Annotated in this window: 19 protein-coding genes; 6 read left to right on the plus strand and 13 right to left on the minus strand. The window is 63.7% G+C overall.

Annotated elements, in window-relative coordinates:
* Window positions 1-17 precede the first annotated feature (17 nt).
* Window positions 18-1274 (minus strand): ABC transporter substrate-binding protein, encoded by a 1257-nt coding sequence (locus GGQ68_RS17940; RefSeq protein WP_183968432.1) that lies wholly within the window; start codon window positions 1272-1274, stop codon window positions 18-20.
* Between the two features lie 158 nt (window positions 1275-1432).
* On the opposite strand from GGQ68_RS17940, the gene GGQ68_RS17945 reads away from it, so the two are divergent.
* Window positions 1433-2653 carry an ROK family transcriptional regulator gene (locus GGQ68_RS17945; RefSeq protein ID WP_183968433.1) on the plus strand — a complete coding sequence of 407 codons (1221 nt, stop codon included), beginning with the start codon at window positions 1433-1435 and terminating at the stop codon, window positions 2651-2653.
* Window positions 2654-3002: 349 nt separating this feature from the next.
* On the opposite strand, the gene GGQ68_RS17950 is transcribed toward GGQ68_RS17945, so the two are convergent.
* Both GGQ68_RS17950 and GGQ68_RS17955 read right to left on the minus strand, forming a co-directional pair.
* On the minus strand, window positions 3003-3704 hold the full coding sequence (locus GGQ68_RS17950) for an RES domain-containing protein (RefSeq protein ID WP_183968434.1): 702 nt from the start codon (window positions 3702-3704) through the stop codon (window positions 3003-3005).
* The gene (locus GGQ68_RS17955) at window positions 3701-4090 is read right to left on the minus strand and encodes an MbcA/ParS/Xre antitoxin family protein (protein WP_183968435.1); all 390 of its coding nucleotides are present in this window, start codon (window positions 4088-4090) and stop codon (window positions 3701-3703) included. The genes GGQ68_RS17950 and GGQ68_RS17955 overlap by 4 nt, the downstream gene beginning before the upstream one ends.
* Before the next feature lie 462 nt (window positions 4091-4552).
* On the opposite strand from GGQ68_RS17955, the gene GGQ68_RS17960 reads away from it, so the two are divergent.
* The 3 genes from GGQ68_RS17960 to GGQ68_RS17970 are packed head-to-tail and all read left to right on the plus strand — an operon-like array spanning window position 4553 to window position 7977.
* A complete protein-coding gene (locus GGQ68_RS17960; protein ID WP_183968436.1) occupies window positions 4553-6274 on the plus strand; it encodes an AMP-binding protein in 1722 nt (573 codons plus the stop codon).
* Window positions 6271-7080: an enoyl-CoA hydratase/isomerase family protein gene (locus tag GGQ68_RS17965; protein WP_183968437.1), complete on the plus strand. Its 810-nt coding sequence runs from the start codon at window positions 6271-6273 to the stop codon at window positions 7078-7080. The genes GGQ68_RS17960 and GGQ68_RS17965 overlap by 4 nt, the downstream gene beginning before the upstream one ends.
* Window positions 7081-7977: an SDR family NAD(P)-dependent oxidoreductase gene (locus tag GGQ68_RS17970; protein ID WP_183968439.1), complete on the plus strand. Its 897-nt coding sequence runs from the start codon at window positions 7081-7083 to the stop codon at window positions 7975-7977.
* 12 nt (window positions 7978-7989) lie between these two features.
* On the opposite strand, the gene GGQ68_RS17975 is transcribed toward GGQ68_RS17970, so the two are convergent.
* From GGQ68_RS17975 to GGQ68_RS18000, 6 genes are all read right to left on the minus strand, one after another.
* Window positions 7990-8481: a MarR family winged helix-turn-helix transcriptional regulator gene (locus GGQ68_RS17975; protein WP_183968441.1), complete on the minus strand. Its 492-nt coding sequence runs from the start codon at window positions 8479-8481 to the stop codon at window positions 7990-7992.
* Window positions 8478-9770, minus strand: coding sequence for a TRAP transporter large permease (locus tag GGQ68_RS17980; RefSeq protein WP_183968443.1), 1293 nt, complete (start codon window positions 9768-9770; stop codon window positions 8478-8480). The genes GGQ68_RS17975 and GGQ68_RS17980 overlap by 4 nt, the downstream gene beginning before the upstream one ends.
* Entirely contained in the window at window positions 9770-10312 is a 543-nt protein-coding gene (locus GGQ68_RS17985) for a TRAP transporter small permease (RefSeq protein ID WP_183968445.1), read from the minus strand. Before GGQ68_RS17985 ends, GGQ68_RS17980 begins: the two co-directional genes overlap by 1 nt.
* Window positions 10313-10369: 57 nt before the next feature.
* Entirely contained in the window at window positions 10370-11383 is a 1014-nt protein-coding gene (locus GGQ68_RS17990; RefSeq protein ID WP_183968446.1) for a TRAP transporter substrate-binding protein, read from the minus strand.
* 108 nt (window positions 11384-11491) lie between these two features.
* Window positions 11492-12667, minus strand: coding sequence for a cytochrome P450 (locus tag GGQ68_RS17995; protein ID WP_183968447.1), 1176 nt, complete (start codon window positions 12665-12667; stop codon window positions 11492-11494).
* A 131-nt stretch (window positions 12668-12798) separates the two neighbouring features.
* Window positions 12799-13284, minus strand: coding sequence for a MarR family winged helix-turn-helix transcriptional regulator (locus GGQ68_RS18000; protein WP_183968448.1), 486 nt, complete (start codon window positions 13282-13284; stop codon window positions 12799-12801).
* Window positions 13285-13469: 185 nt separating this feature from the next.
* Here GGQ68_RS18000 and GGQ68_RS18005 point away from each other — a divergent pair, with 185 nt between their 5' ends.
* Both GGQ68_RS18005 and GGQ68_RS18010 read left to right on the plus strand, forming a co-directional pair.
* Window positions 13470-14561: a Zn-dependent alcohol dehydrogenase gene (locus GGQ68_RS18005; protein ID WP_183968449.1), complete on the plus strand. Its 1092-nt coding sequence runs from the start codon at window positions 13470-13472 to the stop codon at window positions 14559-14561.
* Between the two features lie 19 nt (window positions 14562-14580).
* Window positions 14581-15396 carry a PaaX family transcriptional regulator C-terminal domain-containing protein gene (locus GGQ68_RS18010; protein WP_183968450.1) on the plus strand — a complete coding sequence of 272 codons (816 nt, stop codon included), beginning with the start codon at window positions 14581-14583 and terminating at the stop codon, window positions 15394-15396.
* 386 nt (window positions 15397-15782) lie between these two features.
* On the opposite strand, the gene GGQ68_RS18015 is transcribed toward GGQ68_RS18010, so the two are convergent.
* From GGQ68_RS18015 to GGQ68_RS18030, 4 genes are read right to left on the minus strand one after another with little or no spacing between them, the layout of a single operon-like run.
* A complete protein-coding gene (locus tag GGQ68_RS18015; protein ID WP_183968452.1) occupies window positions 15783-16964 on the minus strand; it encodes an OpgC family protein in 1182 nt (393 codons plus the stop codon).
* Between the two features lie 3 nt (window positions 16965-16967).
* Window positions 16968-18746 carry a glucans biosynthesis glucosyltransferase MdoH gene (gene mdoH, locus GGQ68_RS18020; protein ID WP_183968454.1) on the minus strand — a complete coding sequence of 593 codons (1779 nt, stop codon included), beginning with the start codon at window positions 18744-18746 and terminating at the stop codon, window positions 16968-16970.
* A gap of 14 nt (window positions 18747-18760) precedes the next feature.
* Window positions 18761-18934, minus strand: a complete 174-nt coding sequence (locus GGQ68_RS18025; protein ID WP_183968456.1) for a hypothetical protein — start codon at window positions 18932-18934, stop codon at window positions 18761-18763.
* Window positions 18931-20499, minus strand: a complete 1569-nt coding sequence (locus GGQ68_RS18030; protein ID WP_183968731.1) for a glucan biosynthesis protein — start codon at window positions 20497-20499, stop codon at window positions 18931-18933. Before GGQ68_RS18030 ends, GGQ68_RS18025 begins: the two co-directional genes overlap by 4 nt.
* Window positions 20500-20798: the final 299 nt, after the last annotated feature.

Below are 20798 nucleotides of genomic sequence, written 5' to 3' on the forward strand. Positions count from 1 at the left end.
GTTGGCGTCAGTGACGCTTAGAGCATCGCGGATTCGACGGCGATCTGCAGCTCTTCAACCGCATCCTGGGAGGACATGTCGGAGTTGAAGTGCTCGGTCACCACGTCAAACATCGCGCGCTGGACCGAAGAGGTCTGGCCGTGGCCGTGCGCCATGCTGCCCAGAAGCGCGTTGTTGTCAGCGGCTTCGACGATATCTTCCATCGCTTTCTGACCGCAGGCGTCGAAGTTGTCCGGCGCAACGTCGGTGCGCGCGGGGATCGAGCCTTTGACAAGGTTGAACGCTTCCTGGAACTCCTTGGACATGATCGACGCCGCCAGTTCCATCTGCGCGGGCTTGGACTCTTCGCTCACGTCAAAGGCACCAAAGAAGTCGGTGTTGAACAGGTAGGACCCTTCGGTGCCCGGAGCCGCCACACACAGGATGTCTTCGCCCGGCACCATGTCGGCACGGATGATTTCGCCCTTGGCCCAGTCGCCCATCAGCTGCATCCCGGCTTCGCCGTTCAGCAGCATCGCGGTGGCAAGGTTCCAGTCACGACCAGAGAAGTTCTCGTCCACGTAGCCCGACAGCTTGCGCATCTGGTCAAAGACCTGAACCATCGTGTCCGATCCGAGCGCGTCCATGTCCGCCTCGATGATGGCCTTGCGGTAGAAGTCGGGCCCACCGATGCCCAGAACCACGTCGTCAAAGACGGTCGCGTCCTGCCAGGGCTGGCCGCCATGCGCCAGCGGCGTGATGCCGGCCTCCTGCAGCTTGTCGGCGGCTGCGTTGAACTCTTCCCATGTGGTCGGCGGAGTCAGGCCCTGCGCGTCAAAGATTTCCGCGTTGATCCACAGCCAGTTGGGGCGGTGAATGTTCACCGGCGCGCCGACCCATTTGCCATCGTTCACGGCAAATTCCTGAACCGCTGCCGGCACGACCTCCGCCCAATTGTTCTCTTCGGCGACAGAGGACAGGTCGCCCAAGGCGCCTTCGTTTGCCCACTCGCGCAGCTGCATACCCAGCATCTGGGCAGCGGTCGGCGGGTTGCCGGCGGCGACGCGGGCCTTCAGCGTGGTAGAGGCGGCTTCACCACCGCCGCCCGCAACGGGCATGTCCTGCCAGCCGACGTTCTTGGACGCCAGATCCTCTTTCAGGACGTTGAGCGCGGCAGCTTCGCCACCGGCGGTCCACCAGTGCAGAACCTCGACCTCTTGCGCCATTGCGGCGCTTCCGATCGCGGATGTGAAAGCCACTGTCGCCAGCAACTTCGATGTTTTTGTAAAAGCCATGATTTCCTCCTCGTTGGCCCCTTGCCTGACGTCCTCCCGCCATGGCAAGGTTTGTTTGGTCGGAAAACAAACATAGCCAGTTGCGACTGTCAACCACGTTGAAATGGCAGCAGACCTGCCCCATACGGGGCCTCAGACCAGAGGGAGGACCCACCGTCATGTCGATGCCCCTGGCCGTTCGCCAGATGAACGAAGCCCGCGTTTTGGCGCGCCTTTTGAACGTGGGCCCCATGAGCCGCGCAGATCTCGCGCGCGAGCTTGATGTGACCCGCTCAACCGCAGGCAGCATAGTCGCCAGCCTGATCGAGGCGGGAAAGGTCGAGGAGTTCGATCCAAAGGCAGTGCCCGGCCTGAATCCCGGCGAAAATCATCCGATTCGCACGGGCCGTCCGGCGATCCAGCTGCGGCTTATCCCCGATCATGCGCTGTTCCTCGGCGCCTACATCGGCGCGCGGGAACTGCGGCTCTGCGTGGTCGATTTCACCGGAACGGTGCGCCACAGCTTCGTGGAACGCCTGCCAAAGGTCTACCCGTCCCCGGAGGACATCGCGCAGCGCTTGGCCGATATGGTGACGACCTTTGTGTCGACCCTCCCGATGCCAGCCACGGTACGTGGAATAAACGTGGCCGTTCCCGGCATCGTTGATTTTGGGGGGGATATCTTGCGCGCCCCGTCCATGAACTGGCGGCGCACCTCGTTCCGGGAGATGCTGCAACAGCGGCTGACGGGCATTTGCGTGCATCGTTTGGTGAATGACGCGAACGCTTTTGCCATGGCAGAAATCCAACGCCTTGATGCCGAACGGTCCCAGGAAGCCGTATTCCTCCTGCTCGAAGATGGCGTGGGCGGTTGCGTCCAAAGCGGCGGTCAACTGCTGGAAGGGACAAATGGGCTGGCCGGCGAAATCGGTCACATGCCCGTTGGCGATGGCGGGCATTGCAGTCACACCGGCATCGCGGGGGCCTTTGAAAACTACGTCTCCCGCCCAGCCGTCCTTGCGCATTTTTCCAACCTCGGCGGCATCGGGACCACGCTGGGCGACTATCTTGACCGACTCGATGCGGGCGACCCACTTGCGCAAACAGTGCTGGACGTCTGGGCCAATGATCTGTCGCGTGGCCTCGCGATCCTGACGGTGCTGCTCAACCCGGAACGCATCGTGATCGGTGGGCGCGTGGCCCAACTGGCCAAGCGCGCAGAGCTGCAAATCGCCACCTGCCTGCAACAGCGGTTGATGGCGGAAACACCTCCGCCGGCCCTTCTCGTCCCAGAAGCGGGCGAAGCCGGGCCAGAAATCGGCGCGGCGCTGATGTTGCATCGCGCCCATTTTGAGGATTTCGGACCTTTGGGGGAATTCCAGTCCCTCAGCATCGGCTGACCGGGTTTCGGGCCTCCGAAAAGCGCACCAACCCTAGACGAGCAAATGCAGCCTATCAGCGCCTGCCTGCGAAACAGTCGCGCGGTGCGCCTCGATCAGTGCTTAGTGCCAGTCCACGAAGGCGCCTTTGGCCACTGACCTCGAACGCATGGCGACACAGTGGCTTACTGCGCAAGGCGTCCAGCCGCCCTGTCGCGGCGGCATTTTGCTGTCCGGCAGAGGACCCCGCCCGCACCCAGACGATTGAAACCGATCAGCCTGACGGTCCATCGACCGCGCACGGATGCCCCCGAATGAACAGGCGGCCTCCTGACCGTCACACCTCGACGGATAGCGCAGACACCAGACCTCAGCCCACTGCCGTGATCGAGTATTCAGGCGTTCCGTCCCAGACAAGATCCCATGACGCGCCGGGACGCACGTTCTGGATGGCGCGCGGCTCGAAGCACACCAGACAATTCCCGCCGGGCGCTGGCGCCCTGACCGATGGGTAGATCAACCCACGCGAGCCGCCCCGGCGGAGATGTTGGGCGAGGCTCTGCCCCTCCGGATACCCGATTTCGGGCACCTCGTTGAGCGCCGGATGCCCCGGTTCATCGGTGATGTCGTCAAACATCCCGATGAAATCTGCCAGCAGCTCCACATAGCGAACGCGATCCACGAAACAGCCCGTGTAGCCCAGCTCTCGCGTCCGGTGAAATGCGACCTCGCTGACGGAAACCATGACGTCCCAAGCACAATACCAGGCGCCACGCTCGTCACCATTGAACCGGTTTCCGCCCGTCCGCGTGTAGGTAAAAGCAGCATTCACATGGCTTTCCCCATAAATCCGCAGATCCCGGCTGCGACGCTGCCAGGACAATTCACGCGGATCGATATGTGGATTGCGTCCGCGTTCCGCCAAAAGACGGCCACTGGTCATGCCTTCGATCTCGGCGAGAATGTCCAGTTCGTCGTCGCTGTCGACGAGGCCGCGCAGTGTCGGAGGCTTGTGATAGGTCGCAGGCAGCAAGCGCGTCAAACCACGGTCCGAAATCTCGGTTTGTTTCACGCGCCACCACGCAGCGCATCAAGATAGGTCCGTATCGCCAGTATCTGGGGCAGCCCCCCTTCGATCGCGGTCTCGACCGGACGCTGCCCGCCGAACAATGGCCCCTCGTTTGGCCGCGTGACCCAGGTTCGTGCCAGTGTGTCGGAGAAGTAAAGCTCAAGAGATTTGTAAATGCCGATCACCGCGCTGAGACGCAGCAGCTGATCCTTGGTCAGCTCGCCGGCAAAGTCAGGCTTCTTGGCACGTTTCCAGGTGCTTTCGGACATATCCGCAAGTCCTGCCGCATCCTTCAGGCTCAAGGCCCAAGCATCGACGACCCGTGCATAGGCCTTCAGCGCAACGGCGTTGATCTGTCGAGGCTCTCGTTTTTTTGCGACAACTTGCATGGCGGTTCTCCTGCGTATCCATCAATATAGACCATATGCACCCCAAGTAAAGACCACATGACCCGTGCATTTGATGGACCGGATCAAGTCCATACGTCCCCCGCCGGCCCCCCCGACCAATCTCGATGACCATCCATAATGCCCAGTCAATATGTTCAACGGCCAAGGAAACGATTCCTCCGCTGCAATGACCGAAGTGAATCCGCACCTGGAAAAGACCTTCAAAAACGAAAGGCTCATCACCTGTCGGCCCGCAGGCACCGACACTGTTCAAGGACTCGGAGCCCATCTTCCGCCGCGCTCCGTCGCCGGATCAACGCCCGACAAACAGCGCCGCCTCCGCTGATCCTACCAAGGCTCACACCGCAAAATAATGATTGACGTCAAACATTATTGCCGCCGATACTGCACCCCGGAGAGGGGGCCGTCTGCTCGACGCCGCGCCCGGAGGAGGAGACAGGCATGACGATTGACGACACCCGCATGGCGTGGTGGCGGCCGGATGGCTCCGGCCCCGCGCTGCTCGACATAACGCTGGGCGACATGCTCGACCAACAGGCCAAAGCCATGCCGGACAGCCCGGCGATCGTGGTGGACGAAGGCGCGGGCACGCGCTCCACCAGCTGGACCTACGCCGAGCTGAAGCACCACGCCGACCGCGTGGCACGCGGCCTGATGACCCATGGCATCCGCGCCGGCGACCGTGTGGCCGTCATGGCCTACAACTGCGCCGAATGGGTCCTGCTGGAATATGCCCTGGCCAAGATCGGCGCGGTTCTGGTCACGGTGAACCCGGCGCTTTTGCGCGATGAAGTCGCCTATATCCTGACGCAAGGGCGCGTGGCGGCAATGATCTTCGTCCCCCGGATGCGCTCCAACGACATCACCGCCAGCCTGCAAGAGCTGATGCCGGATCTCGCCGACCTCACAGGGGGCAAGCGAACAGCGCCCAAGGACTTGCCGGACCTGCGCCTGCTGATCGGCCTGGGCGAGGACGCCCCCGGCTTTGCCCTGCCGTTCGACGCTTTGGACAGCGCCGCCGACGACACCTCAGACGCCGACCTTGCCGCGCGTCAGGCACAGGTGGCCCCAAACGACATCTCTCAAATCCAATACACCTCCGGCACCACCGGAAAGCCCAAGGGCGCCATGCTGACCCACCGGTCCACGCTGAACAACGCGCGGCTGATGGCGGATCGCGGCGGCTTTGGCCCGGACGACACGCTGATCTCGGCGATGCCGTTTTTTCACACGGCGGGCTGCGTCTGCAACGTCATGTCCGTGCTGGTCAGTGGCGGGAAACTCGTGACGATGGACAGCTTTGATCCGCGCCGGATGCTTGAACTTTGGCACCACCATCGCCCCACGATCATCAACGCCGTGCCCACCATGATGACGCGGATGATCGAACATCCGGACGTCGATCAATTCGACATCCGCACATTGCGCACGACCTTCACCGGCGGCACCAGCATTCCACCCAGCCTGATGCGCATGATGCAGGATCTCACCGGCGGCGCACCGATGATCATCATGGGCATGACCGAATGCAGCCCGATCATCACCCAGACCAGCAATGCCGACGATCTGGAAACCCGGCTGACCACCGCCGGCACACCCCTGCCCCACACGGAAATCCGCATCGTCTCGCCCGAAACGGGGGAGGTCTGTGCCTGGGGGGACAGCGGCGAGCTTTGCATTCGCGGCTACCTCACCATGGCGGGCTATTTCGACATGGACGACAAGACGGCAGAAACCATTGACGCCGACGGCTGGCTGCATTCGGGCGACCTTGCCGAACTGTCCGCCAGCGGGCACCTGCGCATCGTGGGCCGCCTGAAGGACATGATCATTCGCGGCGGCGAAAACGTCTTTCCTGTGGAGATCGAGGACTGTCTGCTCAAGCACGACACCGTGTCCGAAGCACAGGTGATCGCCGTTCCAGACCCCGATCTGGGCGAGGAAATCTGCGCCTACGTGGTGCCCGCCCCCGGCGCGTCGGTGGACCCGAAAGAGCTTCAGATCCATTGCAAAGAGCATATGGCCCGCCACAAGATGCCGAAATATATCATCGGGATCGACGCGCTGCCGCTGACCGCCAACGGCAAGGTGCAGAAATTCGCCCTCCGTGATCAGGCCACCAAGGGCATCGCCTCCGGTGACGTGCAGCCGGTGCCACGATGAGCGCGCCCTTCCTGTTCGAGCGCGACGGCGCCACCGCCATCCTGACCTTCAACCGGCCAGAGCGGCGCAACGCGATGTGCCCGGAAACCGTCTGCCGCTTTGCCGATGCGCTGGACGAAATCGCAAGCGATGACGCCATCCGCGTCGCGATCCTGACCGGTGCCGGGGACAAGGCGTTCTGTTCCGGCGGAGATCTGGCGCTGACCCTGCCGCTCCTGTCGGGCGACCGCGCGCCGCAGACCGAATTCGACCACCGCTTTCTGGATGACCCGCGCATCAACGACCGCATCGCGGCGCGCGGCACCGCCATGAACAAGCCGATCATTGCCGCCGTCAACGGCCCGTGCATGGCCGGAGGGATGGAGGTGCTGTTGTCCACCGACATTCGCCTTGCCGTGCCGAGCGCCGTCTTTGCCCTGCCCGAAGCAGCGCGCGGCGTGATCCCCTTTGCCGGGGCGCTCGCCCGCCTGCCGCGCCAGATCCCCTATACGGCGGCGATGGAAATCATGCTGGCCAACGTGCCGATGGATGCGGACACTGCCCTGCGACACGGGCTGATCAACCGCATCGTCGCGCCCGAAGACCTGATGACAAGCGCCCGCGAGCTGGCCGACCGCATTGCCAGCCATGCCCCCGTTTCCGTCCAGCAGATCAAGGCCACGGTACAGGCCGCCATGGGCCGCCCGCTTGAGGACGGCTTTGCCCTCGAAGACGCGGCCAAGGTCCGCGTCATGGCCACCGAGGACGCCCGCGAAGGGCCACGCGCCTTCATGGAAAAGCGCGCCCCGCAGTACAAAGGACAGTAAATGGACCTCAACGGACAGGTGGCAGTGGTCACAGGCGCCGGGCGCGGCATTGGCCGCAGCATGGCACAACATCTGGCACAGGCCGGGGCCAGCGTCGTGGTGAACGACCTCGACGCCGACCCCGCGCAGCACGTGGTGGATGAGATCACCCAGGCCGGGGGAAAGGCCGTCGCCGTCGCCGCCGAAATCGGCACAGAGGGCGCGGCAGAAGCCTGCATCGCGGCAGCGCTGGACAGCTTTGGCCGCCTCGACGTTCTGGTGGCCAACGCCGGTGTGCTGCGCGACAGTGTCTTGTGGAAGACCGAGGACGAGGCCTTTGACCTGGTGATCCGCACACACCTGCGCGGCACGTTCCAATGTGGTCGCGCCGCCGCCCGCCACTTCCGCGAGGCTGGGCACGGGGGCGCCTTGGTGCTGGTCGGCTCTCCGGCCGGGCAATTGGGCAACTTCGGCCAGACCGCCTATGCCGCTGCAAAGGCCGGCATCGCGGGGATGACCCGCACCTGGGCCGCTGAGCTGCAGCGCGCGGAGGTCGCCGTGAACGCCATCATCCCCACCGCGCTGACCCGCATGACCGAAACCATCCCGCCGCTGGCCCCTTATGTGCAGGCGATGGAACGGGGCGAGCCGCTGCCCGAAAAGCTGCGTGCCGATCTGGGCATCGGCCTGCCAGAGGACATCGCCCCGCTCGTGGTCTACCTCGCCTCGCAGGCCGGGCGCGCCACCACCGGACAATGCATCGGGATCGGGGGCGACCGTCTGGCGTTCTGGTCGCATCCGTCGGAGCATCGCGTACAGACCCGCTCCGGCGGCTGGACCCCGGACAGCATCGCGGAGGCTTGGCCGGATCTGACCCGTGATGCGCTGCAACCCTTTGGGATCACGATGGATCTGTGATCAAGGGGGCGCTCAGGCGCCCCCGTCATGCGTCCGCCGCAGGTTGCCCGCCACATGGTCGAGCAGGCTCAAAAGGCTGGCCTTTTGCCGCTTGGTCAGACCAGCGGTGATCGCGGCCTCGTGTTCCGCAACACAGCGTTCCAACGCCACCAGTCGTTCCGCCCCGTCGTCGGTCAGAAAGACCCGCCGCACGCGCTTGTCCTGCGCCGACGGCTTGCGCTCCACCCAGCCTTCGCGGGTGAGCGTCTCGATGATCGGCACAAGGCTGGACCGGTCGAGAAAGATCGCCTCCGCCAGTCGGGTCTGCGGGATGCCGGGATTGGCCTGCACCAGTTTCAGCAGGCCAAAGTAGCGCGGCGCGGCGCCAAAGCCGCTGACCTTCTGCTCAAAGGATTTGTACGCGGCGATCTGCAACAGACGGATTCTATAGGAAACGGAGCCTGACAGCGCGTCAGGCTCCTGCATGTCAGCCACATCTCGCATGATGTGGTCGTCTGACGTCATTCCATGCTTCCCGGCAAGGCCAGAACGAGTGCCGGAAAGGCGATCAACAGGATCAACCGCAGCACGTCGATGGTCACGAAGGGCAGCACCCCCCGGAAGATGGTGACCAGCGACACGCGATGCGCGATGGAGTTGATGACGTAGACGTTCATGCCCACAGGCGGCGTGATCAACCCCAGCTCCACCGTCATGACCACGATGATGCCGAACCACACAGGATCGAACCCCAGCGCCGTGATGACCGGGAACACGATGGGCACCATGAGGATGATCATCGCCATCGCGTCGAGGAAACAGCCCATGACAAAGAACAGCAGCAAGATCAGCGCCAGCGTGCCGTAACGTCCGGCCCCCAGTTCCGTCAAGAAGGTCGTGATCTCCTGCGGGACCTGCGTCACGGCCAGGAAATAGCCAAACAGCGTCGCGCCGATCAGAACGGTGTAGATCGCAACCGATGTCCGCAGCGCCTCCACCAGACTGTCGAGCAGGGTGGACCACGTCAGCCGTCCGCGCAGCATCCCGATTACCGCCGTCAGCAGCGCCCCCACGGCCGCGGCCTCGGTCGCGGTGACGACGCCGAAGTAGATCGACAGGATCACGGCGATGAACAGCAGGCCCACGGCCCAGACCCCGCGCAGCGCGGCCAGCCCTTCGGACAGGCTGAACTTGTCCGCCGGGGGCAGATGCCGCCCGTACCAGACGCGCACGGTCAGCATATACATCAGCACCGCAAGGATGCCCGGCACCACACCGGCGATGAACAACATGCCGATGTCCGTCTCGGTGATAAAGCCATAGATCGCCAGCACCACAGAGGGTGGGATCAGGATGCCCAGCGTGCCGCCCGCCGCAATGATGCCCGTGGCGGCGGCGTCGGGGTAGCCGGCTTTCTTCATTTCCGGATAGGCGATCTTGGTCATGGTGGCAGCGGTGGCCACGGACGACCCGCAGATCGCCGCAAAGCCGCCGCAGGCCCCGACAGAGGCAAGGCCAAGCCCGCCTTTGAACCCGCCAAGCCACGCGCGCCCGGCGCGAAACAGCTCTGCCGACATGCCCGAATTCGTCGCCAGCACCCCCATCAGGATAAAGAAGGGGATCAGCGTCAGGTTAAAGTCGGTGATCGACGAGATCGGTGATTGCGACAGCAGGTTCATCGCGGGCACCGGATGCACCACCATGGCAAAGCCGCCCACGCCGACGATCCCCATGGCGATGCCGATGGGCACCCTCAGGGCCATCAGCGCAAACAGCACGACGAACCCGCCAGAGGCGATAAATCCGTTGGTCATTATTTTTGATCCTCAAGCAGGCTTTCGTCGATGCCGTCAAATTCACCCAGATCCACACCGTCACGCAGCACGCGCCACAGGCGCAGCGCCGTGGTGAACACCGCCGCCACCAGCCCCAGCCAGATCGCCGCAAAGAACGGCCAATGCGGCAGGCGCAGATCCATCGTGGTGTCGCCGCCGCCCATGGCCGCCTCGACCCGGTTGCCGATCTTCCACGTCAGCGCGATGGTGAAGGCCAGCAGCACCAGCCAGGCAAACACGTTGATCCAGCGGCGCGCCCTGGGGCCAACCGCCTGTGCCAGAAGGTCGACTTTGATGTGGGTGCCGTGCCATCCGACAGAGGCCAGCCCCCAGGCAATCGCCACGCCAAGGATCAGGCGCGACAAATCGAAGGCATCCGGCAACGGCCGGGCAAAACCATACCGCCCGATGGCAGAGGCCACCACCAGCAGCGTCACAAGGCCCAGCGTGATGCCCGCGATACGCTCGACAAACTGGACCACCCGATCAATCGGGCGCAAATTCGGGGATTCAATCGTCATGGGGACTCCGCAGAAAAAAGGCGCGCGACGGAGCGCCGCACGCCTTCTGTGTCAGTCTCAATAGGCGGCGTCGTTCGCTTCGAGCGCGGCCTTGTAGGCGTCCAGAATGGAATCCGCGTCACCGCCTCTGGCCGTGACTGTCTCTTTCCACTCGTCGATCAGCGGCATCGCCGCCTCACGCCATGCGGCAACCTCTTCCTCGGTGGGCGTGTTGAAGGTCTGGCCGTCCGCCATCAGTTGATCGCGCGCTTCCATATCCGCATCAGCCCAGCCCTGAGCCACTTTCCCCGACCATTCGGGGCTGCAATGCTCGTCGATCACCGCCTTGTTCTCGTCGGACAGGCGATCATAGCTGTTCTTGTTCATCACCATGACCTGAGAGGACAGGTAGAACGGCATATCCAGGTGAACGGGCACCTCTTCCGTCAGGTTGAAGTCATACATCGCGCCCCACGGAAAGGTCACGGCCTCTGCCGTGCCCTTGGACAGCGCCTCGCGCGCTTCGGGCGCGGGCACCTGCACCGGTCCACCGCCGAGCAGCGACACGAACCGCGCCATCGTGGCGTGCGCGGGGCGAATGTTCTTGCCTGCGATATCCTCGGGCGAGGTGATCGCCACCTTGCTGTGCAAGGCGCCGGGGGCATGCGGATGAACGAAGCAAAGCTTGACGTCGCTCATCTCCTCCAGTCCACCGTTCTCGCTGTACCAGGTGTGGATGGCCTTCGCCGCACCGACGCTGTCGTCCGTCATGAAGGGGATTTCGGTCAGCGAAAAGATCGGAAAACGCCCTGCGGTGTAACCGGGGTTCACATAAGCGATGTCCACGATGCCCTGCGCGGCCATGTCGTAGTGGTCCGGCGCCTTGCCCATTTGCTGTGCCGGAAAGATCTGGATGGCGATCCGCCCGTCAGAGGCTTCCTGCACGGATTCGGCCCACGGGTTGATCCCGCGCGACGCCGGGGCGATGGTTGGCGGCACCCAATGGGACAGCCGCAACGTCACCTCCTGCGCCTGAGCGGGTATGGCGGTGACAACCGAAAGCAATGCGCCAAGCGCAACAAGATTTTTCATGTTTCCTCCCTGTGAGCCGACCTCCCCGCCGGCTGCTATTTGATGGATATCAAACAATATCCACAACTCAAACACTTTCTTTACCGTCCCACGCGCACGTGAGCGGCGTCAGTTCAATTGCACCGGCAGATTCAGCGGCCCGCGGAACCCAAAGCCCTTCCAGACCACGGTTTCCGGCGCCACCAGCTTCATGTCGGGGAAGCGTTCAAAGATCAGCGGCAGCAGGATCTTGCCGACCATCAGGCGCGCCATATGGGTGCCCATGCAGTGATGCGGCCCGCTGCCAAAGCTCTGGTGGATGTTGCGCTCGCGGAAGGCGTTGAACTGCTCCGGGGCCTCGAACCGCTCCTCGTCATGGTTGGCAGAGGCCTGGATGGTCATGACCACCTCGCCCTTCGGAATGGCAAGACCGCGAATTTCCGTATCCTCCATCACCAGCCGAGAGCTCGCCTGAATCGGCGCGACCCAACGCACCCCTTCCTCGAACGCGTCGGTCCATTTTCCACTCTCCTTGAGAGCCTCCAGCTGGTCGGGGTTCTGCAGCAGCCCATAGAGAATCGTCAGCATCGCATCGCGCGGTTCGTTGATGCCGCCACCGATGGCGATCTTCAGGTTCGACACGATCTGGCTCCAGGCAATCGGGTCGTCGGCATTCACCATGACAGACAGCGCAGACTGATCGGGATCGGCGCGCAGCCGCTCGGCATTGCGCGCGATGCATTCGTTCATTTCGACGTTGGCCTTGGCCACCCGGTCGAACGGCTCGTCGAACCAGCCAAAATTCCCGGCCCCGTCGATCAGCGCCTGCGACCAGTGCTGCATCTGATCGTCGGTGGCATCCGGAATGCCCAAGACATCGGCCAGGATACGCGCCGACAAAGGCCCCGCCAGCGTCGGAAACAGGTCCACCGCCTCGTCGCGCGGCAGCCTGTCGAGATAGGCATGCGCGTGCGTCTCGTAGGCGGGCGACCAGATGCCCTTCAGATTGCGCGCCGAAAACGTCGGCGTCATCGCCATGCGCTCGCGCATATGCTCTTCACCGTCCTTGCGCATCAGCGTGTGCGCCTCGAAGGCCTTCTCCATCGGCGTGGATGGATCGTTGGAGCTGAACAGCTCCGGGTTGTCCTTCACCGCGCGGCAATCCTCGGCCTTGGTCAAAAAGGTCCGCTTGACCGCCTCCACCCTGATGACCGGGCTTTCCGCGCGCAGCCGTTTGTAGATCGGATATGGATCGTCGGTCAGCTGATGAATGGTGATGTCTGTATCAATAGGTGCTTGAGGCACTGGTCGTTTCCCCCTCTCAGGCCACCGCGAGCCGGGCTCGTCGGGGCTGTCTCCTTACATGTCACGGCACAAAGCCCGCGCCGATTGCGGTTCAGCCGTCCCTGGCCTTACGCCCACGGACCGCCACAGCGTCAGGCAGCAGGCCCCTGCCCGCTTTTGCGAATGCCGCTGTATTTTCGAAGCAGCGCCGCAAGCTGCTGCTCTTCCTCCTGGGTCAGGTCGTGTTGGTGATAATCGTCGTGGCCAAAGAACGCCGCATGATGCGCGGTGATAAAGGCCTCGCCCGCGTCGGTCAGATGCAACAACACGGATCGACGATTGCCATCCGGGATGACACGCCGCAGCCGCCCCTGTTGCTCCAGACGGCGGATCATCTTGCTCATCTGCGCAGGTTTGACCCGCAGCGTATCGCCCAGATGCCCCTGTCGGACACCGGGGTTGAGCTTGACCAGCCACAGCAACGAATACTCGCCCGGTCGCAGCTTCAACTCGTCGAAAGCCGCGTAAAACCGCTCGAAGCTGCGCACCTGCGCCACCCGCAACAAAAAGCCCAGCGAGTCCTCCAACTCACCCAGCGCCACGGCCTCCGCATCGCTGACGATCGGCGCATCGGCCATCGTGCGATCCTCCCCCTCAACGTCTCCTCGAAAACTATGTCCGCATATTGTTTCTTTGTAAAATGTTTTTATTGCAACAGGCGTGCAGCCCGTTACCGCCATGAAATGCGTTTGCGCCGATACCGACCCAACCCTACTGTCCCCATAGAATGCGCCCCTGCGCCGCGCCACAAAAGGAACCCCACATGGCCAAGGTCAAAGCCGCCGTCTGCCACGCCCATGGTGAACCGCTCGTCATCGAAGAGATCGACATGCGGTCTCCGGAGCTGGGTGAAATCGATGTCCGCATCGACGCCGTCGCGGTGTGCCATTCGGATGTGTCGCTCTGGCAGGGGGGCTTTGGTGGGCCTGTCCCGGCGGTCTTTGGACACGAGGCCGCAGGCACCGTCGTCGCGGTCGGACCCGGTGTCAAAGGCTTTGCCGAAGGCGATTCCGTGGCGGTCACACTGATCCGCGCCTGCGGCCAGTGCCCTTCGTGTGGCGCGGGCCACCCGACCGTGTGCGAAAGCCCCGGCGATGCCTTTGACGGCCCGCTCACCACCGCCAGCGGCGAAAAGATCTGGCAGGCGCTCTTTACCGGGGCCTTCGCGGAACGCGTCGTCGTGGATCAATCCCAGGCGGTCAAGATCCCCGACGACATTCCCAAGGATGCCGCCGCGCTGATCTCCTGCGGGGTCATCACCGGCCTTGGCGCGGCGATCAACACGGCCAATATTCGCCCCGGTCAGGACGTGGTGGTGATCGGCGCGGGCGGCGTGGGGCTGAACGCGATCCAGGGCGCACGCATCGCCGGGGCCCGCCGCATCGTTGCCATCGACACCAACGCCGACAAGCTCGAAGCGGCCAAGCAGTTCGGTGCCACCCACGGCGTGCTTGGCGATGGAAAACCCTTCAGGGAGGTGAAGAAGCTCCTTGGCGGACGTGGTGCGGATGCGGTGCTGGTCACGGTGGGCGTCGCCTCTGTCTACGATCTCGCGCCGCGTTACCTCGCCAACCGGGGCAAGGTGGTGATGGTCGGGATGCCGCACTTCGGTTCCAACGCCAGCTATTCGCCGTTCATGATGGCCGACGCGGGCCAGTCGATCCTTGGCACCAAGATGGGCGATGTGGTGATCAAGACCGACATTCCGTGGATCATAGACATGTATCAACAGGGGCGTTTGAAATTGGACGAGTTGATCTCTGGCCGGTGGTCGCTGGATCAGATCAACGAGGCGATGGCCGACACCATGTCCGGCACCGCACGTCGCAACGTCATCGTCTTTGACCATGGCTGAGGACGCCTCCAGTCACGCCATGACCGTCTCGCCGTTGGCCGCGCTTGGCATCGACACCCCGCCGCGCGCACCGCATTTCATCGTGACGCTGTATGGCGATGTGGTGGCGCCGCGGGGCGGGGCGCTCTGGATGGGGTCGCTGATCACCGCCTGCGCCGCCCATGGGTTGAGCGAAAGCCTCGTGCGCACTGCGGTCTCCCGCCTTGTTAGCGCCGGGCGGCTCGAAGGGGTCAGGCAGGGGCGACGCAGCTATTACCGCCTGACCGACACAGCGCAGGCAGAGTTCCGCGCCGCCTCCCGCCTGCTGTTCGACCCGCCGCCCGCGCCGGAGCAATGGCAGATCGCACTGCTCGGGGCCGAGCACGATCCAAATCCGCCCTGGGTCCGGATCGGCACGGGCGCAGCCCTCGCGCCCTCAACCGCCGCTGCGATTCCGGGCGCGGTGATCCTGTCTGGCACCCCACAGGCGGGCGACATGAAGCCCCTCGCCGCCCGGCACTGGCCACTGGCCGAGGTCGCACAGGCCTATCGCAGCGTGATCGACCGCTTCGCCGCACTGCCTGAAACACCGGCGCCGAGCGACGCGCTCGCCCTCCGTTTGAGGCTGGTGGATGACTATCGGAGCGCGGCCCTCGCCGATCCGCGCCTGCCGCGTGACGCCCTGCCCGAGGATTGGCCAGAGCCTGAGGCCCGCGCCCTTTTCGCGCGCCTCTACCGGCACTTGTCCCCCGCCGCTGACCGCCAGATCACCGCGCTCTTTGAAACCCAAGCCGGACCGCTGCCCGCAACTACGGCGGAGACCAAAGCACGGTTCGACGGCCTGGCGCCCCTCTGAGGTCCAAGAAGCATCACGGACCACGGCAAGTCATATGTGCCACATTCTTCGACGTGAATTTTCGAAAGGGTTTCAGCGGCTTTTGGGGGGGCGGGTGGACCCATTTGGCACAGACATGCGTCGCCCGGTCATCCACCTGCGGTAGCCTCCGCACCGCCAAACCAGCGGCTCTGGACAGTCCGAAACTAAACGGTGAAGCGGCGGGACAAAGAAAAGTTGTCAGCTGACAATTTAGATGTGATCTGCATGCTTTTACTTAAGCGGCACTAAGCGCCTCGGGCAGTCAGCCGCCAGACAGACTTGGATGACTCACCGTTTGACGCGCCGTCCGGCGGACAGTTTGACGATCACCGGAGCTGTCATCGCCGGCCCCTGTGCAGGGTGGTTCAGGCTTGAACAGCGCTTGGCTTGGCGGGGATGACTGCGCCTGCCTTTCGCCGCTGCGCGCGCAGGGCGATGAGCCACAACAGCACCAACCCGAGCGGCGGCAGGACCACTCCCAGAATTGCAGGATCGCCGTTCACATTCATCAGCGCCTGAAACGCCATCGCGATCACGGTGCCGGTGGCAAAGACCTCCAGCCCCTGTTGGCCCATCAGGCGCAGCGGCGCGGCAGCGGCGCTGGCGCACAAGGCGACGACCCACGGCAGGCACGACAGAACATAGACCATCGCCAGAACATGCAGGAGACGCGGCAAGGCCAGAAAAGTCTTGGAGTGCGCGACAAAATGATAGGGGGCTCCGGCCTCTCCCAGTCGCCACATCTGGGTGTTCATGAACTTGCCCAGCTCCGGCACGTGCCGCCACGCGTAGACGAATAGAAGGAATCCCAACGCCGCCGTGAACAGCCAGCCGCTGACCGGGACAAGGCGTTGACCCGCCTTCGATTTTATCCCAGCCACAAGGCCAAGTACAAAGATCAACTGCCACGAAAACGGGTTGAAGAACCATCCGCCCCCGCCGGGCCAGTTGGGGATGTTCAGCCTCCACGTGCCCGCCGCCATCCACAGCGCCACGGCGCCCGTCAGCAGCCAGCCCGGATGTTTGAGCCCGGCCATGACGGCAAAGGGGGCCACGAACAGCAGGACGCAATAGGCGGGCAGAATGTTCACGTAGCCAATCTGGTGCGTCATGGTGAACAGCGCCGGGATCGTGCGCCACGGATCGGTGAAGACCGCGCCAAGGTTATGCTTGTTCGCCATTTCCGGCATGGCAAAGGCCAGCGCAGCAAAGGCAAAGATCGCAATGACGGAAAAGGTCAGTGCGATATGGGTTTTGTACAGCGTCCACGCCCGCATCCACATGGGGCGCACCGCGCTCCACAATCCGTTGGCGGCGCGCCGCTCGGCTCCGAAACGACCTGAATAGGCCAGCCCCGCCGCCACGCCGGACATGAAGAAGAACGCCTCTGCCGCGTCGGAAAATCCGATGTTGCGCAGGGTGAACTGCTCGTAGGGATTGCCGGGCACATGGTCGATAAAGATCATTGCCAAGGCCAGCCCGCGAAAGGCGTCTAGCCGGGGATCACGCCCGCCGGGCTGGGCAATGTTGGGGGCAATAAGAGCCATGGATTACGCTCGTGCGGGGGCCACCGGGTCGATCCGGTCAGCGGGAAGCGGCGCAGCGGCGGGCTGCCATTGCGCCATGATGTGGCGAAAGTCCTGCAACACCTGCGGTGCGTCACGCTCCTCTGGTGTGCGAAAAAGCTTGTGGGTCAGGGGACGTGAGGACCATGCGATGATGACCGGCGCAAGCGTCATGGGAATGCCGATGGGCAGCAGCCACGGCATCAGGTTCGGGGCGAGCAGATAGACCAGCCCCCAAGCGCCGAGACCGACGCCCACGATCCAGCCACTGGCGCGCAGGGACTGGGCCACGCTCAGCCGGCCTTCGCCACGGGCATTGGCCGGCCAGCCGCCGTCCTGACCGGAGAGCACCTGCACCACGGCGCGGGTCTGAAAGGCCAGCATGATCGGCGCCAGCACGGAGGTCAGCGCAATTTCCACCAGCATCGACAAAAAGGACCGCCATGACCCGCCAAAGGCCTGAGCGCGCCCGGTGGCGATGGCCTCGATCCAGATGAGAAACTTGGGCAGCACCAGCAGGCTGGCGGTGCCAAGAATCAGCGTCGTGATTTCCAGTGTGCTGTCGTACGGGAAGGTCGGGAAAAGCTGATAGGCTTCGGGGAAGTAGTCCGGCAGCGGGGCCATCACGGTCGACGCAAGCGTCGCCAGCAGGAACAGCCCCCACAGCGGCGCGGCCACATAGGCCATGATCCCCTGGAGAAAGACAAAACGGCTCCACCCCGCAAGGCCCGGTGCCGCCAGAAGCCGCGCGTGTTGCAGGTTGCCCTGACACCACCGGCGGTCGCGGCGCGCGTAGGACAGCACGTTTTCCGGCCCTTCCTCGTAGGAGCCGGGGATCGCCGAGTCCACCTGAACGCGCCAACCGGCGCGGGCCAGCAAAGCGGCCTCTACATAGTCATGCGACAGGATATGGCCGCCAAAGGGTGCTTTGCCCGGCAGGTCGGGCAGGCCACAGGATTGGGCAAAGGCCTCGACCCGAACGATGGCATTGTGCCCCCAGAACGGTCCGGTGTTGCCCTGCATCCGCATCAGGCCACGGGTGAAGACGAGGCCGTGAAAGGCCGCCGAAAACTGCATCGCGCGGGCAAACAGCGAATGGCCTTCGACCAGACGCGGCAGGGTTTGCAGCAGCCCAAGCTGCGGGTCCGCGACCATGCGGTCGATCATCATCCGGATCGCCTCTCCCGACATGAGGCTGTCCGCGTCAAGGATCACCGCCAGATCATAGGCCCGGCCAGAGTTGCGCATGAAATCCCCGACATTGCCGGCCTTTCGGCCCGCCCCGTTTTCGCGGATGCGATAGAACAGCTCGCCTTGCCCCGTCACGGCCTTGCGCAGACGCACAAAGGCCGCGCGCTCCTTGGCGGAGGCGTGCGGGTCACGGGTGTCGGACAGGATGGCGATGTCTACCGAGGCACCGCTGGCGGCCAGGGACCGGTCAATGGCCGCAATGCGGGCAAAGGTGCTGACCGGATCCTCGTTGCAGATCGGGACCAGCATGACAGTGCGGGGCGCGGGGCCAGTCGACGGTGGAACCGACACCGCGCGCGACGGCCAGAGCCCCGCCAACGCCAGCGAGGCGCCCCATGCCAGCCACGCGGTGGTCACCATGATCAGCACCGTGCGCACGACGTCCAGCGTGTCGAACCCGTCTTCGGCCCCGACGGTCAGCAAAAGACCGCCCGCACTCAATGCGGCGGTCATGGCAAAGACCAACGCGATGGACCGGGTCAGGCGGGTGGCGGTGGAGGGCGGCAGCGGCATGATGGCGATGCGCGTCAGTCAGAAGCCCGCAGCCAGAAGCCGCGCGCCCAGGTGAGGAGGGAGTTTTCGGAAGGCTCACGGGTGAGAGCCTGCGGCGGCATGGACAGCGGGGCCTGGGGGGGCTGCCATGTGTCCAAAGCCTGCGCTTCGTGTTGCGTCAAACCCAAAGTCTCGTTCAGTTCCGTCATTCCGTCACCCATTGAAAAAGCCAAGTCTCCGTCAGCACGGTGTCGCCGCTCACCAGCCGCGCCTTGAGTTCGGCCACGCCGCCCTCTTCGGAACGCGCCTCGATTACGAGACGCCAGCTGTCGCTTTGATCGATACGCGATGCGATGGCTTCTGTTATCTCACCACGTGTAATGCTCACGTCGGCTACAACCTCTTCAGGGCCCAAAGGTTCCGTCAAAGGTCCACCTTCGAAATCAATGACGAATTTTGTCGTGTCGCGGCCCTCTTCAACGCCTGCAACGCCGCCTTTGCCGACACGTGTGCGCAAAACATGTGCACGATCAGAAGACCGGTCGCCGCGCGGCTCAAGCCCCCAGCGCAGGCGATAGGACAGCTCCAGCTCGGTGCCGGCGGTCATGTCCCCATCGGGAACCCAGAAGGCGACGATGTTGTCGTTGACCTCGAGATCGGTGGGAATTTCCATCAGCCGCACGGTCCCCTTGCCCCAGTCACCGACGGGTTCGACCATGACAGAGGGGCGCAGTTCATAATGCGCTTCGGCGTCGAGATAGGCGTTGAAATCCCGCGTGCGCTGCACAAGGCCAAACGACTTCGGGCTGTCCATCCCGAGGTAGGAATTGGCCAGTCGCGCGGGATTGTTGAGCGGTCGCATCAGCGTGTCACCGCCGGCCGTGTTGATCACCAGTGCTTCGCTGTCGTGAACGCCGGCGCGGAAATCACCGAAATCGCCCGGATCGGACGCGCCAAACAGATACATCGACGTCAGTGGCGCAATGCCAAGCTGCGCCACGTCCTCCCGCAGGAACAGACGCGCCGTGACATGCATCGAGGTCGTCGCACCCGGCGTGATGACAAAGCGGTACGCCCCGGTCAACGACTGGCTTTGCAGCGCGGCATAGACCGTCAGCCGATCATCGTCCGCCGTGGGCCGTTCGAGCCAAAGGTCGGAGAAGCGGGGGAATTCCTCGCCCTGAGGCAAGCCGGTGTTGACGGCCAAGCCCCGCGCGGACAGGCCATAGCGGTTGCCCTCGCCCAGCAAGCGGAAATAGCTCGCGCCCAGAAAAGCGCCGAGTTCGTCGAAGCGGTCCGCGCTGTTGAGCGGCGCCATCAGACGGATGCCCGCGACGCCCGGCATCTCGAAATCCTCCGGCACCTCGATTTTATCGTCGTACACGAAATCGCTGGCGCTGAAGCCCATGGGCAGCGCACGGCCTTCGCTGACCTCGTACACATGCACAGGTTCATTGAAGAGCCAGCCCATGTGAAAGGCGTTCATGCGAAAATTGGGCAGGCCGCTCCATCTGTTGCGGCGATCGTCAAACCGGATCCGGTTGTAAGAATCATAGTTCAGCCCCGAGAGGAAGTCGTCGACCGGCTCCGGTGACTTTGGCGAATGCGCGGCGGCGTCGCGCATCTGGTCGGTCAGAGCGTCGAAGGAAAAGGGCACACCCGCCTGAGACGAGTCGTCCGGGGCGTCCTGCTGAGCGCGGGCAGACCGTGCCATCGGCAAGCTGGCGGCGCTGCACAGAAGGGCAGCCATGAAGGTGCGGCGGGTTTGCTGCATTGGCAGCGAGTGTCGAATCGGCGGCAAGTATCTGTCCCCAAGCATTTTTGCCATCTATCCGACCTGTTTGCGGGAAATTCAATTCTGCATCTGCGAACAAACGCATCACCGGCAGGTATCGACCGTATTCCGACACGTTTTGAGCGAAAACCGGCTTGTTCACCCGTTTAACGCGCATGGCAGACGGTGCTTGAGGGGGAGGTCGCGCCGCTTTCCCCGGCCTCTCGACGTGGCAACGCAAGGATGCTTGCCGTCTGGAAATTAATTCGTTAAATACTAGCGACCGTTCGTTAGTAAAT

The organism is Sagittula marina, from assembly GCF_014196795.1.
Classification (GTDB): Bacteria; Pseudomonadota; Alphaproteobacteria; order Rhodobacterales; family Rhodobacteraceae; genus Sagittula; species Sagittula marina.